Here is a 15,660-nt window from a genome sequence, read left to right as displayed (position 1 = left end):
CCGACGGCCCGGCCGCCCGGCCCGCGGTCCGGTGGTGATCGGGCCCACGTGCTCGACAGCGGTACTCGGCGTGTGGTGCGGTGCTCGACCGGCGCATCTGTCGATTCTCCCCCTCCTTCCCACCTCCAAGCGGCTCGGAACGACGTACGGAAGGTGCTCTCGACAGGATGTCCGGTATGGCACGAGGGCGGAACCCCTCGCGGATGAGGCGCGCGGAGGGAAACGGTGCGCCGTACCCGATCGTGACGGGCACGGAATGTCGGGTGCGGTGGGGAGCGCCCCGCCTAGCGTGGGTGCTCGTAAGGGAAGGAGGCCGGGAGTTGCTGGAGCGGCTGAACCAGGCCATGGAGTACATCGAGCAGCACCTCGACCAGCGGATCGAGGTGGCCGAACTCGCGCGGATCGCGGTCACGTCGGAGTACCACTTCCGGCGGCTGTTCTCCGCGCTGGCGGGCATCCCGCTGTCGGAGTACATCCGCCGCAGGCGGCTCACCGTCGCGGGCGCCCAGGTGCTCGCGGGGGAGGAGACGCTGCTCGACGTCGCGACGCGTTACGGCTACGGCTCGGGCGAGGCGTTCGCCCGGGCGTTTCGCTCCGTGCACGGCGTCGGGCCCGGCGAGGCCAGGCGGACCGGCGCGGCTCTGCGCTCCCAGTCACGGATGTCCTTCCGTCTCATCGTCGAAGGGAGCAGCGACATGCGGTATCGGGTCGTGGAGAAGGAGGAGTTTCGTGTGGTGGGGAGGAAGGCGCGTGTCCCCCTCGTTCATGAAGGGATGAACCCGGCGATCGTCGCCTTCATCCGGGGCATCGACCGGGAGACCGTGCAGCGGATGGAGGGACTCTCCGACCAGGGGCCGCGGGGGATCGTCAACGTGAGCGACAACCTCGCCGGCTCGCGTGAGGAGGGCACCGAACTCGATTACTACCACGGCGTGGTGAGCGGTGCCGCCGCGCCCGAGGACATGCAGGTCCTCACCGTCCCGGCGGGGACGTGGGCGGTCTTCGAGAGTTCGGGCGCGTTCCCGCAGACGCTCCAGTATCTGTGGCGGGACGTGTTCACACAGTGGTTCCCCTCCAACCCGTACCGGAGCAGGCCGGGTCCCGAGATCTCCAGCACGAGACTGTCGCAGGACGGGACGCACGCGGACGCCGAGCTGTGGATCCCCGTGGAGCGGGTCACCGGCTGAGGGGACGGCGGCAGCCGCGGCGCGGGGTGGCCGGGGGACCTCGACACGCCCCTGGCCATCCCGGCCGTTTCCTCTGACGGTGGCCCTCCCCGTCCGGCGCGTCTCATGAATGGGCCGGTTCCGTGAACGGGCCGGTCCCGGCGAGGCCGGCCGGGGCCGGCCGGCGGCCCTGTCGAGCGCCGGAAAACGGGTCGCGGTTCGGGGGGCCTGTTCCTATGCTCGGGAACCATGACCATCGAGTGGGTTCCGCTGACCGTGAACGACGTCGACGCGTGGGCGGGCCTGCTGGCCGCGATCGAGGACGTGGAGCAGACCGGGGAGAACTACGACGCCGACGACCTCGCCGAGCGTCTCGCCAACCCGCTGCTCGATCCCGCCGAGGGCACGCTGGCCGCATGGGACTCCGGCCGGCTCGTCGCGGTCGGAGTGGTCATGGCCCGGCCCGCAGCCGCCCCCGTCCATCAGATGACGCTGTGGGGCGGGGTGCACCCCGGACATCGTCGTCGAGGTCTGGGCGGGCACCTGCTCCGCTGGGCGATCGGCACCGCCCCGACACTGCACGAGCGCCGCTTTCCCGGGCAGCCGCTCGAACTCCACCTCTACTCGGACGTCCGGAACGAGGGCGCGCAGGCGCTGGCCGCCTCGGTGGGCATGAGCCAGGTCCGGTGGTTCCACGAGATGACCCGCGATCTTGACGCCGATCTGCCGGAGGTCTCCCTGCCCGACGGACTGAAGATCGTCACCTATCGTGACGACCTTGAGGACGCCGCTCGCCAGGTGCGCAACCTCTCCTTCACCGACCACTGGGGCAGCGTCGAGCACACGGCGGAGTCCTGGAGGGCCGGCATCGTCGGGGTGAAGGCCTTCCGGCCCGAGGGCTCCTTCGTCGTCCAGGACGAGTCGGGGGCGAGCGTGGGCATTCTGGTGACCCACTACTTCGAGGCCGACACCGCCGCGACCGGCATCCGTGAGGCATGGATCCAGCTCATCGGCACCCTGCGCGAGTGGCGTGGCAGGGGAGTGGCGACCGCGGTGATCGCCCACGCCCTGGCCGAGTTCCGGGCGCAGGGGTACCGGAGGGCCGGGCTGGGCGTGGACGCGGACAACCCGACGGGAGCCCTCGGCGTCTACACCCGCGCGGGTTTCGAGACCGGACATCGCACCGTCACCTACGCGCTCCCGCTGGTCCCCTGAGGGCCTGACCGGTCACGGGGCGGAAATCCGTAGTCCCATGGTCACGGACAGGCAAAGATGCATCGCCAACCATGAAGGTTCCGGCTAGCATCGGCCACCTCTCGATCATGAGGAGATGTGCATGAGCTGGTTCTCGGATCGCCTCTTTTTCGGACGCCTGCGTACGGGCCCCACGGTTCTGCTGCCCGCCGAGGCGAGTCACCCGGTCCTTCTGGAGATGCTCCGGCTCGTCGATCCCGGCGCGTGTTCCGACGGCGACGACATCATGGTGACGGGGGTGCGGGTGACGGCCGGCGTCGAGCTGGCGGAGCCGGAGCTTCGCAAGCTGAACATCGACGGCGAGAAGCGGCTCTGGGCTCATCGGATCGTCTCCGACGGTCCGCTGCCCGTGAACGGTTTCGACAGGGGACTCGCGGAGGGGATCGCCTATCGTCTCGGCGGCTGGTCGATGACGAGAGGCCTGATGAGCGACCCCGCGGAGGACGACCACCGGGGGCCGATCGCGTATCTGGGGGAGATGCCGTCACCCGAGGAGATGGCCTCGCTGCTGCGGCGGCACCTGCGTCCGGCCGATTCCGTGAAGCAGAGCTGGCAGCAGGCGGGCCCCGCCGAACTCGACGACGGAGTCGTCCACCTCATCCGGGAGGACCTTCAGATGTACGGCGGGGCCGACATCCTGGTCTCCGCCGTCCACGAGAACGAGATCCCTCCGGCCGTGTACGCGGTGATGCCGTACGCGACGCAGCTGGTCAAGGTCGACGTGCGTCCCTTCGAGGACGCCGACGGCACGACCCTCCTGTCGGGAGACGAGGCCATGCTCCAGACCGGAGCGGTGGCCCTCGCGATCGTGGAGTCCTTCAGAGGGCAGGCGACCGACGGGTGGGGATTTCAGATCTCCGAGCCGGGGGATCTGCTCCCCGGTGGATACCGTGACCCGGCGGAGGACCCCGACCTCACGGAGGAGCCTGACATCACGGACGATTCCGCCGCGGAGGTCTGATCAGGCGCCGGCTCCGGCGGCCGGCGGCTGGTGGCGCAGTCCGTCGAGAGCCATGTTGACGACTCGGTCGAGTTGCCCGGGCTCGACGAAGTGGCTCATCGTGATCCCGTTGAGGAGTCGCAGGACGTCGTCGAAGTTCGTGTCGGATCGTGCGGTGCCCGCCTGCTGGGCTCGCTGGAGGAGCGGTTCGCCGGCCGCGTAGATCGCGGTGCGGCAGGTGTGAAAGATCCCGGAGTCGCGGTTGAGGGCTTCGGCGAGGGCTCGTTTGGTGGCGGTGTAGCGGACGAAGCGGTGGAGCCAGCGGCTGAGGGCGTCCCACGGGGGGAGATCGGCCAGGTCGTCGGCGGTGCGGCACAGCGCTTCGACCTCCTCGACGTAGACGCTTTCGAACAGGTCCTGGCGGGTGGGGAAATGCCGGTACAGCGTGCCGATGCCGACCTTGGCGCGCCGGGCGATGTCCTCCAGTGACGCCGAGACCCCGTCTTCGGCGAAGGCGTCGCGTGCCGCGGAGATGAGCGTCTCGTAGTTGCGCCGGGCGTCGGCGCGCTTGGGGCGCCGCGAGAGGGCCTGGGGAACCTGCTCCGCATTCGTCATGGAGGGATGCCTCCTTACCTCATTTGCAAACGGAGGCATTCCTCCGATACTTTGTGGAGGTGCCCCTCCGTTACTGTTCGGAGGAGAGCCTCCGAATACTTTACATCCATCGCGAGCGGGTGGGCGAAGCGTCTTCACCCGAGAACAACGGAAGAGCGGACCGGTAGGTGACGGCGGGGGCGATGTCACCGTAGGCCGCGAAGCGGCCGGGGATCGTACGGGCGAAAGCGCCGCCGGGCAGGGGAGCCCGAGCGGGGGCCCGGCTCCCCTGCCCGGCGGCGGAACCAGGCTCGAATCACCTGGCCGGCCCCTTTTGTCGGTGACCATCACGAACCGACCCTCCGCGTGAACCGATGCCGGTGTTCCGCCGGCGGAACACCGGCGGGCGGGGGACGGACGGACCGTCCTCTCGGCGGCGTGCCCTCGTTCCGGAGAGCGGCGTGTCCTTCTTCCGGAGAGCGGCGTGCCCGCCTTCCGGAAGGTGGCGTGCCCTCTTTCCGGAGAGCGGCGTGCTCTCCTTCCGGCCTTCCGGAAGGCGGCGTCCCGGGCACCGGGTGACCGCCGGCCCGGATCGACCTCATTGCCGGACTCCTTGAACCACCGGACCGGACCGATTTCATTCTCGGATTCTCCGAACCGCCGGCCCGGATCAACCTCGTTTCCAGGTGCCTCGAACACGCGCGCCCGGAAACGAATCTCTCGATCGTAAAATGGAGATCTTTGTGGCCTCGACCACCAAACGCACCACCCATCAGCTGACCTTCGTGGTCCTCGCGGCCGGTGCCGGGTTCTTCGCGATGCTGCAGTCGCTCATCAGCCCGGTCCTCTCGACGATCCAGCACGATCTGGGCACCTCCCAGAGCACCGTGACCTGGGTGCTGATCGCCTACCTGCTCTCCGCGTCGATCTGCACTCCGATCCTGGGGAGAGTCGGCGACATGGTCGGCAAGGAGCGGATGCTCGTCATCGCCCTCGTGGGGCTCGCCGTCGGCTGCCTGCTCGCCGCGATCGCGCCCAACATCGGCGTGCTCATCGTCGCCCGCGTCATCCAGGGCGTCGGCGGCGCGGTGTTCCCCCTGTCGTTCGGCATCATCCGCGACGAGTTCCCGCCGGCGCGTGTGCCCTCGGCCATCGGGGCGATGTCGGCCATCGTCGCGGCGGGAGGAGGCCTGGGCGTCGTGCTCGCCGGGCCGATCGTCGACGCTCTCGGCTATCGCTGGCTGTTCTGGATTCCCATGGTCGTCGTCGCGCTGACGGCCGTGGCGGCGTACCTGCTCGTACCCGAGTCGCCGATCCGGACCCCGGGACGGATCAGCTGGCTCGCCACCCTCCTGCTGTCGGGCTGGCTCGTCGCCCTGCTGCTGCCGCTCAGCGAGGCCCCGGTATGGGGCTGGAGCTCTTTTGGGGTCATCGGCCTGCTGGCGGTCGCGGTCGTCGTCTTCGCCGCCTGGGTCGTCGCCGAACTCCGCTCGGCCAACCCGCTCATCGACATGCGCATGATGCGCCTGCCGGCGGTGTGGACCACCAACCTCAACGCGCTGCTCTTCGGGGCGGCGATGTTCGCCGTGTACGGGTTCCTCCCGCAGTTCGTGCAGACCCCGACGGTCTCGGGTTACGGATTCGGGGCGAGCATCACCGAAGCGGGCCTGCTGATGTTGCCGATGCTCGTGACCATGTTCGTCGCGGGCGTTCTCAGCGGGCGCGTGGAGAGGGTGTTCAGCCTGAAGGCGCAGCTCGCCACCGGCTCCGCGTTCGGCGTGCTCGCCTGCGCCGCGCTCGCCGCGGTCCATGGCGAGCGCTGGCAGGTCGGCGTCGCCGCGGGCGTGTTCGGCCTCGGTATCGGCCTGGCGTTCTCGTCCATGACGAACCTGATCGTGAAGAACGTGCCGGCGCGGCAGACGGGTGCCGCGGCCGGGATGAACGCCAACATCCGCACCATCGGAGGCTCGATCGGGGCCGCGGTGATGAGCAGTGTCGTCACCGGTGACCTGCGGTCGAACGGGCTGCCGTACGAAGCCGGGTACACGCACGGTTTCACGATGCTCACCGGGCTCTCCCTCGCCGCCGTCGCGGCGGCGCTCCTCGTGCCCACCGTCCGGCGCGCGCTCCACACGTCCGGCGGCGACGTGGCGCCGGCCCCGGCGCCTCCGCGTGGTGTCGTCGGCGCCGAGGCGAAATGACCCGGCCGATCGTGATCCTCTTCCGCGCCCCGGCGATTCCTCCTCAGGGGCGCGGAAGAGGGCGTGATCAAGGGCTGGAACCTACGCGGTCAGCAGTTCCACGGTGCCGCGTTCGCCGTCGACGCGGATCCTGTCGCCGTCGCGCAGGCGCATGGTCGCGTTGCCGGTCCCGACCACGGCCGGAATGCCGAGTTCGCGGGCGACGATCGAGGCGTGTGACAGGGGCGCGCCCATGTCGGTGACGACGGCGGCGGCGCGGGGGAACATCGGGGTCCAGCCGATGTTGGTCAGGGTCGTCACCAGGATCTCGCCGGGGGCGAGGCGGTCACCGTCCTCGGGGGCGGCGATGAGGCGGGCCACGCCCTCGACGATGCCGGGCGCGCCGGGAAAACCGGTCACCGTGTCGCTCACCGGGGTGCCGCCGCCCCGGGCGTCGAAGATGTCGCCGCGACGGTCGGGGTCGGCGGCCCAGCGGTCCGGGTCGAACCGGCCGACGATCAACGTGGGGTAGGCGGGCAGGGCCGCGTAGTGCTCGTAGGTCGCGCGCCGGATCGCCACCTGCTCCAACGGCGCGTCGTCGCCACGCAGGAGAGCGAGGATCTCCTGGATCGACAGGAAGAACAGGTCGTCGCCGTGACCGGTGAGCTCCCCGGCCCGCCGGACGAAGGCGCGCAGCGCCCAGAAGACGCGGACCACCTCCGAGCGGGTCGCCTCCCTGTCGCGGACGATCGCGTTCCACCGCTTGACGCGCAGGCGGGTTTTCGCGACCTTGCCGGGGTGGCGCCGCTCGAACCGTTTCCAGGCGGCTTCGCGTGCCTCCTGCTGGCGGGCGAGCAGCATGCCGGTACGGTGCCGGGGTTCGGATGCGGCCGCGAGCCGTACGCCGGACGCGGTCGCGGACTCCGTGCCGGAGACGGCCGTGGGCCCCGTGCCCGAGGCGAACGCGGACTCCGCGCCGGAGACGGCCGCGAGCTGCGCGTCGATCCATCGCGGGTCCTCGCCGGGGCGGGGGACGGAGACCTCGAACTCGTGCGCGCCCCGGTGCCCGTAGGTGCGGGCGAACGTCTCCCGGTCGATCTCGCCCCTCGCGAGTCTTTCCAGGCCGACGATCGACGCGAGGCTGGCCAGCTCCCCGTCGGCGTTGACCCCGGTGAGCATGGCCTCGGCGTCGGCCTCGCCCGCCAGCTTGCGCAGTTTGTCGCGGGTCATGACCAGCTCGGTGCCGCCCTGACGTCCGGCGGCCTCCAGGACCTGGCAGGCGTCGACGAAGTACGGCAGCAGCTCGCCCTCCCACAGCCCGGCCAGCTCGCCCGCGGTGGTGACGGCGGCGATGTGCTCGCGCACCGCCGTACAGCGCTGCTGCGCCGTGGCGAGGAAACCGGGCATCCTCGCCACGTTGGCCGCCACCCGCCTGCGCAGGGTGAAGGCGACGGGCAGCACGTCCTTGACGATCCGCCAGCGCGAGGTGGGCAGCAGCGGCACGTCCAGGCCCGGAGGGAGCTTGCCGAAGACCTGCTCGATCGCGCCGAGCCGGTTTTCCAGGCCCATCGCCCTGGCCACCGAGATCGCGATGCTCAGGTTCATGTAGAAGCGGCCGCCGATGTTGCCGACCAGCTTGAACCCGGGCATCGCCGACGCCGACATGGCCTCGCGGATGAAGATCTGGACGAGCGACCACGTGCACGGCGTCATCACGTCGGGGATGGCCTCGCCGAGGTTCGCGCCGGTCCACAGGTAGTCGCCGCTCAGGCTGTCGTTCCATTCCTGGATCGGCCGCCGGAGCCGGGCGATCGGACGGGCCTGCACGACGAAGAACGCTCCGTCGTGGGCGGCCCACTCCACGTCCACGGCCGTGCCGTACAGCTCCTCGATCCGCGTTCCGAGCCGTGCGAGCCGTACGGCCTGCGCCCGGTCGAGCACGGGCCGGCGGCGTGCCTCCTCGGGCATCGGCTCCTCGCGGGTGCCGCCGGGCGTGCGGACCGTCATGACGTGCTTGTCGCCGACGCGCTCCTCGACGATCTCGCCGGTGGAGGTGTCGATCACGACGGTGTCGGGCGTGACCTGCCCGCCGACGACGGCCTCGCCCAGACCCCAGGAGGCGTTGATCACCACCTGGTCGCGCGCGCCGGTGATCGGGTTCGCGGTGAACAGGACGCCGGCCGCGTCGGCGGGCACCAGCTCCTGGACCACCACCGCCAGTGCGACGTCGTCGTGGGCGACGTCGTTCGCGGACCTGTAGGCGATGGCCCGCGCGGTCCACAGCGAGGCCCAGCATCGCCGAACCGCGTCCAGCAGGGTGTCGCCGCGGATGTTGAGGTAGGTGTCCTGCTGCCCGGCGAACGACATGTCGGGAAGGTCCTCGGCGGTGGCGGAGGACCGGACGGCGACCGCCACGTCGTCGCCGAGCCCCGCGTAGGCCGCGCGGATCTCCGCGGCGATCTCCGGGGGCATCTCGCGCTCGGCGAACAGGGCCGCGATGCGGAGGGAGGCCTGGTCGGCGGGCATTCCGGAGACCGCCCGCATGATCTGGTCGTGCAGGCCGTCACGCGAGACGACGTCGCGGTAGGCGTCGGTGGTGATGTGGAAGCCCCCGGGAACCGGCAGGCCGGCGCGGGCCAGCCGGGCCAGCGACGCTCCCTTTCCGCCCGTCAGGGCGAGATCGGCCGTCGCGTCGGAGAGGGGAAGGACCTTCACGTCTCATTCTCCTTGGAAGCCGAGAGAGGCGCGCAGCTTCCGCTGCGCGATCTCCGTGGCGTAGTCGACGAAATCCAGGGTCGCCCGCGAGATCGCGCGGGCGTCGTCCGGCGAGGTGGGGTGGGCGCCGTCCGGGGAGACGGGGCCGAGAGGCTCCACCGCCCGGCTCCCGGCGTCGGCGATCAGCTCCGCCAGCCGCTCGTCGGGCAGGCTGTACGCCTCCGGCAGCATCCGCGGGACGAGCAGGAATCCGTACAGGACGGAGACGAGCGCGGTCACATGCTCGGTGGGGGAGAGGTCGGTCCGTAGGCCGCCGTGCTTGAGCAGCACCCCAAGGTAGGTCTCGAAGCCGGTGGGCACCTCGGCGGCGGCGGCCTTGTCGCTCCGCTTCAGACGTGTGAGCCTGCCCAGGATCTCCGAGTCGCCCAGCAGGCTCGCCCTCATCAGGGGCCTGCTCATGAGCTCGGAGGCGAGCAGCCTGAGCAGGTCGCGGAGCGTGCCGGGGCCCTCCGCGACGCGCTGCCGCAGGTGGGAGAGCATCTCGACCCGCTCCCGGCGCAACAGCGCGGCGAACAACTCCTCGCGCGTCCTCCAGTGCAGGTAGATCGTGCCCTTGGCGACCTCGGCCCGCCGGGCGACGTCCTCGACGGTGGTCTTGTCGTAACCCCAGCGCAGGACCAGGTCCGCGGCGGCGTCCAGGATGCGGTGCGCCCGCTCCAGACGGCGCTCGGCATCCTGCGGCGGTCGTCCCGCCCTCCTGGCGTGTGGCTTCACGTCTCCCACCCAGCCGTTCCCTATATTTTTGACCAAATGAACGTATCTGGTCATTTAATTGATACCACACCGTGCCGGAGGGGTGAAGCGCCGTTCCCGCGGGCGCGCCGTCCCGCGTCCCGCGGAGACGGCCGGCGGCTCGAAGGCCAATGAGCGAGGATTGAGAGCGCTCTCTGGCTTTTTCACATTCTGGCCTTGACCGATGTCAACCTTCGCGTAACAGTGACATCAATCGGTCTTACGCTGCAGCGACGTTCGGCCGTCCACCTCGTTCGCCTTGTGAGAGGTCTCGAATGAGTCACCCCCCAACGAGAAAGCGCTCTCTCGGGTGGATCTCGATCGTCGTCGCCGCCCTGCTGCTGCCGATGGTCGCGATCACCGCCCACGCCGCGGTTCCCCCGACCCCCTCCGGGTGGTCCCTGGTCTGGAGCGATGACTTCACCGGCGGTGCCGGGTCGCTTCCCTCCTCAGCCAACTGGATCGTCGACACGGGCCACGCCTACCCCGGAGGCCCCGCCAACTGGGGCACCGGCGAGGTCCAGAACTACACCGCCAGTCCCTCCAACCTCAGCCTCGACGGCGGCGGAAACCTGCGCATCACCCCCGTCAAGAACGGGACCGAGTGGACGTCGGCCCGTATCGAGACCCGCCGCTCCGACTTCAAGCCCGCGGACGGCCGCGTCCTTCGCATCGAAGGCCGGATCCAGATGCCCAACGTCACCGGCAGCGCCGCGCTGGGGTACTGGCCCGCGTTCTGGGCGCTCGGCGCGCCGTACCGGGGCAGCTACTGGAACTGGCCCGGCATCGGCGAGTTCGACATCATGGAGAACGTCAACGGGATCAACTCCGTCTGGGGGGTGCTCCACTGCGGCGTGAGCCCCGGAGGCCCCTGCAACGAGACCACCGGACTCGGCGCCAGCAGGGCCTGTCCCGGGTCGTCCTGCCAGTCGGCGTTCCACACCTACCGCTTCGAATGGGACCGCGCCGTCACCCCGAACCAGCTCCGCTGGTATGTCGACGGGCAGCAGTTCCACAGCGTCAGCCAGGCCCAGTTCGACGCCGGGACCTGGAACGCCATGACCGGCCACCAGGGCTACTTCCTCCTGCTCAACGTGGCCATGGGCGGTGCGTTCCCCAACGCGCTGGCCGGGCAGACCCCGACCGCCGCCACGGTTTCCGGGCGCCCGATGCTCGTCGACTACGTGGCCGTCTGGCAGAGCGGCTCCGGGACCCCGCCCACCGGTACCCCGACACCCCCTCCAGGAGGTGGGGTGGACGCCCGCTCGACCATCCAGGCCGAGCGCTACCAGGCGCAGTCGGGCACGGCGGTGGAGACGACCACCGACACCGGCGGCGGGCAGAACGTCAGCCAGATCGGCAACGGTAACTGGCTCCGCTTCGACGGGGTGAACTTCGGCACCGCGGCGGCCACCCAGTTCAAGGCCAGGGTCGCCTCCGGAGCCGCGGGCGGGGCCAGCGGGCTGGTCCAGGTGCGCCTCGACAGTCTGACGGCCGCCCCGATCGGGGACTTCGCCCTCGGCAACACCGGCGGCTGGCAGAGCTGGCGGACGGTCCCCGCCAACATCGCGGGGGTGACCGGGACCCACACGGTCTACGTCACCTTCACCAGCGGGCAGCCCGCCGACTTCGTCAACCTCAACTGGATCACCTTCGGGAACTGAGCCTTCCGCGCATCCCGGGGTACGGCTCGCGTCCCGGGGCGCGAGCCGTACCCACGCCCGTCTCGCCCGCCTCCTCGCGCGACGGCGAATCCCTGTCTCCGACGCGGCCGGGCGGGATCGACGCCGGTGGGCTCAGGGCTCGCTGACCGACGAACGGTGGGTTCCGGCCGTGTCGGGGCCGGGACCTCCGGGCGCCGGGTCTTCCGGCGCGGGGCCTCGTGACCGGGTCCCCGTGGTGGCGAACGGTGAGTATCGAGGTACCCAGCGCAGCAGCGCGGCCGCGGCCACCAGCCCGGTCACGCCCATCGCGGAGATGCCGAGGGCCAGGCTGCCCAGCCCGGCGGCGGCGGAGACGATCAGCGGTCCGCCGGCGCTTCCGGAGTCGGCGCACAGCCTCCACACCCCGAGGAACTTCGAGCGGATCTCCGGTGGCGCGACGTCCGCGCCGAGGGTCATCAGGATCCCGCTGCCGATCCCGTTGCCGAATCCCATCAGCATCGCGACGACGGTGAACGACGCCAGCCCGTGAGTGAGCGGCAGCAGGGCCTGGGTCAGCCCGAGCACGAGCATCGACGGGACGGCGATCCACAGCCTGCCCGCGCGGTCCATGACCTTCCCCGAGGGGTAGAAGGTCAGGGTGTCCACGAGCCCGACGATCCCGAAGACGATGCTCGTGGTGGAGGGGTTCAGGCCGAGGTGCTCCGCCCACAGGGGCAGCACCGTCTGCCGGGTGGCGCGCACCGACCCCACGAGGAAGATGGCCACGCCGAGGGTCATGAACACCCGGCGGTGCCGCACCATCACCGACCAGACGGAGACGGGCGCGTGCCGCCGCTCCCGCGCCGCCGACGGTTCGGCCACGTCGGGTACGAGCAGGACGATCAGCCCGGCGATCACCGCGCACGCCAGGGCCAGCCAGTAGATGTAGTACACCGGGCGGTCGTACACCACCGCGGCGCCGAGGAACGGCCCGATGAACGCTCCCACCCGGGACATGCCGCCGAGCGTGGACAGCGCCCTGGCCCTCAGCCCCACGGGGATGACCTCGGTCAGGTAGGACTGCCGGGCCAGGTTGAACACCGCGTTCGTCGACCCCGTGGCGGTGACGGCCAGCGCCAGCTGCCAGAGCGTGGTGCTCATCGCGCATCCCAGAAGCGTCACCACGGCGATTCCCGAGGCGATGAGCATCGCCTTGCGGTCGCCCACCCGGGCCGCGAGAGCCCCGGCCGGAATGTCGCCCAGGATCTGCCCCACGCCCAGCAACGCCAGCAGCAGCCCCGCCGTGCCGATGGAGGCGCCGAGATTGAGCCCGCTCAGCGCGATCATGGGCATGATCGCGCCCATGCCGGTCTCGAAGATCAGGGTGGGGAGGAAGACGGACGGCACCATGCCGGCCAGGGAGACCGGTCGTGAACTCACCTGCTGGGGCCTCGATTTCAGGGTCGCCGGTATCTGGTACTTCCGGCGATCCTATTCAAGAGGTTTTTTGTGCCGTACCGCGGGCGGGGTGCCACTCCGCGCCGGGATCACGGCGACGATCTCCCGTGTGCCCCCTCCGAGCGGGTAAAACAACGGTCACATTCGTCTGGGTGAGCCATTACTCGATGTTAAGTGTCCGTTTTGAGAAGGCGTGCGAGGCCGCCGATACGCTCGGGCAGTAGTCACCGGGGACGGCTCTCGGCTTCTGCCGGACGGCTTCGTGAGGGGGCTCCAATGGACGAAACCAGGCTGCGGAAGCTTGTGGATCAGGTCGTGCTCGACATGGGGGCCGCGTTCGGAACGGCGACGGTCATGCTCGGCGACCGGCTGGGCCTGTGGAAGGCGATGGCCGGGGCGGGCCCGCTCAGTGCCGGCGAGCTGGCCCGGCGCACCGGCACCAACGAGCGGCTGATCGCCGAATGGCTCGCGGCCCAGGCCGCCGCCGGATACGTCTCCTACGACGACGGCGCCTACACGCTGAGCGACGAGCAGGCCACCGTGTTCGCCGACGACTCCAGCGCGGTGTTCATGATCGGGATCGCCGAAATGATCTCTTCCGTGTACCGCGACGAGGCCAAGCTCGTGGAGGCGTATCGAGGTGACGGCGGTCTGGCCTGGGGCGACCACGATCGGGCGTTGTTCGACGGCACCGAACGATTCTTCCGCCCGGGATACGCCGCCAACCTCTCGACCAGCTGGATTCCCGCGCTCATGGGGGTCAAGGACCGGCTGACCGGCGGTGCCCGGGTGGTCGACGTCGGTTGCGGGCACGGGTCCTCGACCCTGGTGATGGCGCGGGCGTACCCGAACTCCTCCTTCACAGGCTTCGACGCCCACGAGGCCTCGATCGTGCGGGCCCGTGAGCTGGCCGCACGGGCCGGGGTGGCGGACCGGGTGAGTTTCGAGACGGCCTACGCCGACGACTATCCCGGGACCGGCTACGACCTGGCCTGCCTGTTCGACTGCCTGCACGACATGGGGGATCCCGAGGCCGCACTGCGGCACATCCATTCGACTCTCGCGCCCGACGGCACCGTGCTGCTGGTCGAGCCGTTCGCGTACGGCCGGCTGCCCGACGACCTCAACCCGGTGGGCCGCCTCTACTTCAACGGCTCGGCCACGGTCTGCGTGCCCGGCGCGCTCTCGCAGGACGGCCCGGAGGCGCTGGGCGCCCAGGCGGGGCCGGAGCGGTTGTTCGAGGTGGCCGCGCGGGCGGGGTTCACCCGGATGCGTAAGGCGACCGCCACGCCGTTCAACCTGGTGCTGGAACTGAAGCCGTGACGCCACGGCCGGCGGCGGTGCCGACGAGACGCCGGGCGTCGAGGTGACCCCGCAGGCGCTCGCCTCTCATCGCCCTCGCCGCGACTCGCACCGGCCCGGGACGCCGAGCGCCGGGCCGGCTCCGTCAGCGTCTGGAGGAGGCCTCGGTGAGGGAAGCCTCGGGAGAGGCGCTGTCGAGGGGGACCTCCCCGGGGCGGACCACGCCCAGCTGCACCGTCTGGCGCGGCAACAGCGCGTCCAGCAGCCAGCTTCCGGCGATGCGCGCCCGGCCGCCGGGGATGGCCAGCAGGTGGTAACCGCGGGTCACCGCCTTGGCGACGAGGCCGGACAGCGGCACGCCCAGCGGGTTGGCCGCGGCCGCGGCGTCGCCCAGGTCGACGACGAATCCCAGGTCGCTGTGCTTGTACGGCTTGCGCTCTCCGTGGCCGTAGGAGGCGGCGACGTTGCGCGCGGCGCGCCTGCCCTGGCGGGTGGCGTGCTGGGCGGTCATCGCGGTGTAGGCGCCCGGCCTGGTCAGGTCCGGGACCGCGGCCGCGTCCCCGCAGGCGAAGATCTCCGGGTGGCCGGGCACGTTGAGGTATTCGTCCACCAGCAGCCGCCCTTTCACGGTGGGCAGTCCCAGCGAATCCACGAGCGGGTCGGGCCGCACGCCCACGCACCAGATCAGCGAGCGGGTCGGCACGAACTCTCCGGTGGAGAGCTTGACGCCCTCGGCGGTCGCCTCGGCCACGCTGGTGCCGGTACGGATCTCCATGCCGCGCTCGGACAGGGTGTGGTGGGCGATCCGCGACAGGCGCTCGTCCAGTTCCGGCAGGATGCGCGGAGCGAGGTCGGCGAGGATCCAGCGGAGCGGCTGGTCGCGCAGGCCCGGCCGGCGCTCGCGCGCGTCGAGGGTCAGGAGCTGGCCCTGCGCGGCCACCTCGGTCCCGGTGTATCCGGCTCCCACGACGACGAACGTGCAGCGCGCCGCCCGCTCCCCGGGCTCGTCGGCCTCGGCGAGCTCGATCTGGCGGATGAGATGGTCGCGCAGGTAGAGCGCCTCGTTGATGCTGCGGAAGCCGTGCGCGTACTCGGCCAGTCCCGGGACGGGCAGCAGCTTGTTGACGCTGCCGACCGCGACCACGAGGCGGTCGTAGCGGAGGTCGCGGTGGTTGCCCTCGGCGTCGGTGCATCTCACCGTTCGCTCCTGCGCGTCCACGGAGTCCACGGTGGCGAGCAGGTGCCGGACCCCCAGCCGGTCGCAGCAGGTCAGCGGGATCGCGACCTTGCGTGGGTCGAGGATCCCCGCCGCCACCTCGGGCAGCAGCGGCAGGTAGAGGAAGTAGTCGTTCGGGTTGATCAGGACGATCTCGACCGCGCCCCGGGCGATCCGCGAAAGGGTCCGTGCGGCGTTGAACCCCGCGAAGCCCCCGCCCGCGATGACGACTCTCTGCCGGTTGGTCATGACCTCGAATCCTTCCCCGGTGCGGAATCCCTGTCCCTAGCCGCTTGCCCCTTTTGGCGCCACATCACGCTTCCGGATGGGAAACGGTCCGTTGCCGCGCATGCCTCACGCGTCACGGCAAGGCGGCGAGAAGCCGTCTGGGCGGAGGGGT

11 protein-coding genes are annotated in these 15,660 nt (G+C 70.6%); 6 read left to right on the top strand and 5 right to left on the bottom strand.

The window, feature by feature from the left end; all coding sequences use genetic code 11:
• Positions 1-320: 320 nt before the first annotated feature.
• The 3 genes from J2853_RS22785 to J2853_RS22775 all read left to right on the top strand — a co-directional run bounded on the left by J2853_RS22785 (position 321) and on the right by J2853_RS22775 (position 3,381).
• Entirely contained in the window at positions 321-1,187 is an 867-nt protein-coding gene (locus tag J2853_RS22785; RefSeq protein ID WP_307561116.1) for an AraC family transcriptional regulator, read from the top strand.
• A gap of 228 nt (positions 1,188-1,415) precedes the next feature.
• Positions 1,416-2,381: a GNAT family N-acetyltransferase gene (locus J2853_RS22780; protein WP_307561114.1), complete on the top strand. Its 966-nt coding sequence runs from the start codon at positions 1,416-1,418 to the stop codon at positions 2,379-2,381.
• A gap of 121 nt (positions 2,382-2,502) precedes the next feature.
• Positions 2,503-3,381, top strand: coding sequence for a hypothetical protein (locus J2853_RS22775; RefSeq protein WP_307561112.1), 879 nt, complete (start codon positions 2,503-2,505; stop codon positions 3,379-3,381).
• Here the strand turns inward: J2853_RS22775 and J2853_RS22770 are convergent, their stop codons facing one another.
• Positions 3,382-3,975 carry a TetR/AcrR family transcriptional regulator gene (locus tag J2853_RS22770; protein ID WP_307561110.1) on the bottom strand — a complete coding sequence of 198 codons (594 nt, stop codon included), beginning with the start codon at positions 3,973-3,975 and terminating at the stop codon, positions 3,382-3,384.
• A 710-nt stretch (positions 3,976-4,685) separates the two neighbouring features.
• On the opposite strand from J2853_RS22770, the gene J2853_RS22765 reads away from it, so the two are divergent.
• Entirely contained in the window at positions 4,686-6,155 is a 1,470-nt protein-coding gene (locus J2853_RS22765; RefSeq protein WP_307561108.1) for an MFS transporter, read from the top strand.
• Positions 6,156-6,236: 81 nt separating this feature from the next.
• Here J2853_RS22765 and J2853_RS22760 read toward each other — a convergent pair whose 3' ends face one another.
• Positions 6,237-8,849 carry a PEP/pyruvate-binding domain-containing protein gene (locus tag J2853_RS22760; protein WP_307561106.1) on the bottom strand — a complete coding sequence of 871 codons (2,613 nt, stop codon included), beginning with the start codon at positions 8,847-8,849 and terminating at the stop codon, positions 6,237-6,239.
• Between the two features lie 3 nt (positions 8,850-8,852).
• The gene (locus J2853_RS22755) at positions 8,853-9,677 is read right to left on the bottom strand and encodes a TetR/AcrR family transcriptional regulator (protein ID WP_307561104.1); all 825 of its coding nucleotides are present in this window, start codon (positions 9,675-9,677) and stop codon (positions 8,853-8,855) included.
• Positions 9,678-9,916: 239 nt separating this feature from the next.
• On the opposite strand from J2853_RS22755, the gene J2853_RS22750 reads away from it, so the two are divergent.
• Complete coding sequence (locus J2853_RS22750; protein ID WP_307561102.1) at positions 9,917-11,305, top strand: glycoside hydrolase family 16 protein; 1,389 nt, start codon at positions 9,917-9,919, stop codon at positions 11,303-11,305.
• 132 nt (positions 11,306-11,437) lie between these two features.
• Here the strand turns inward: J2853_RS22750 and J2853_RS22745 are convergent, their stop codons facing one another.
• Entirely contained in the window at positions 11,438-12,724 is a 1,287-nt protein-coding gene (locus tag J2853_RS22745; RefSeq protein ID WP_307561100.1) for an MFS transporter, read from the bottom strand.
• Between the two features lie 294 nt (positions 12,725-13,018).
• Between J2853_RS22745 and J2853_RS22740 the strand changes: the two genes are divergently transcribed.
• Entirely contained in the window at positions 13,019-14,065 is a 1,047-nt protein-coding gene (locus J2853_RS22740) for a class I SAM-dependent methyltransferase (RefSeq protein WP_307561098.1), read from the top strand.
• A 124-nt stretch (positions 14,066-14,189) separates the two neighbouring features.
• Here the strand turns inward: J2853_RS22740 and J2853_RS22735 are convergent, their stop codons facing one another.
• Entirely contained in the window at positions 14,190-15,509 is a 1,320-nt protein-coding gene (locus tag J2853_RS22735; protein ID WP_307561096.1) for an NAD(P)/FAD-dependent oxidoreductase, read from the bottom strand.
• Positions 15,510-15,660 lie beyond the last annotated feature (151 nt).

The organism is Streptosporangium lutulentum, assembly GCF_030811455.1.
GTDB classification, from domain to species: Bacteria; Actinomycetota; Actinomycetes; order Streptosporangiales; family Streptosporangiaceae; genus Streptosporangium; species Streptosporangium lutulentum.
This window is presented reverse-complemented; position numbering and strand designations above follow the sequence as displayed.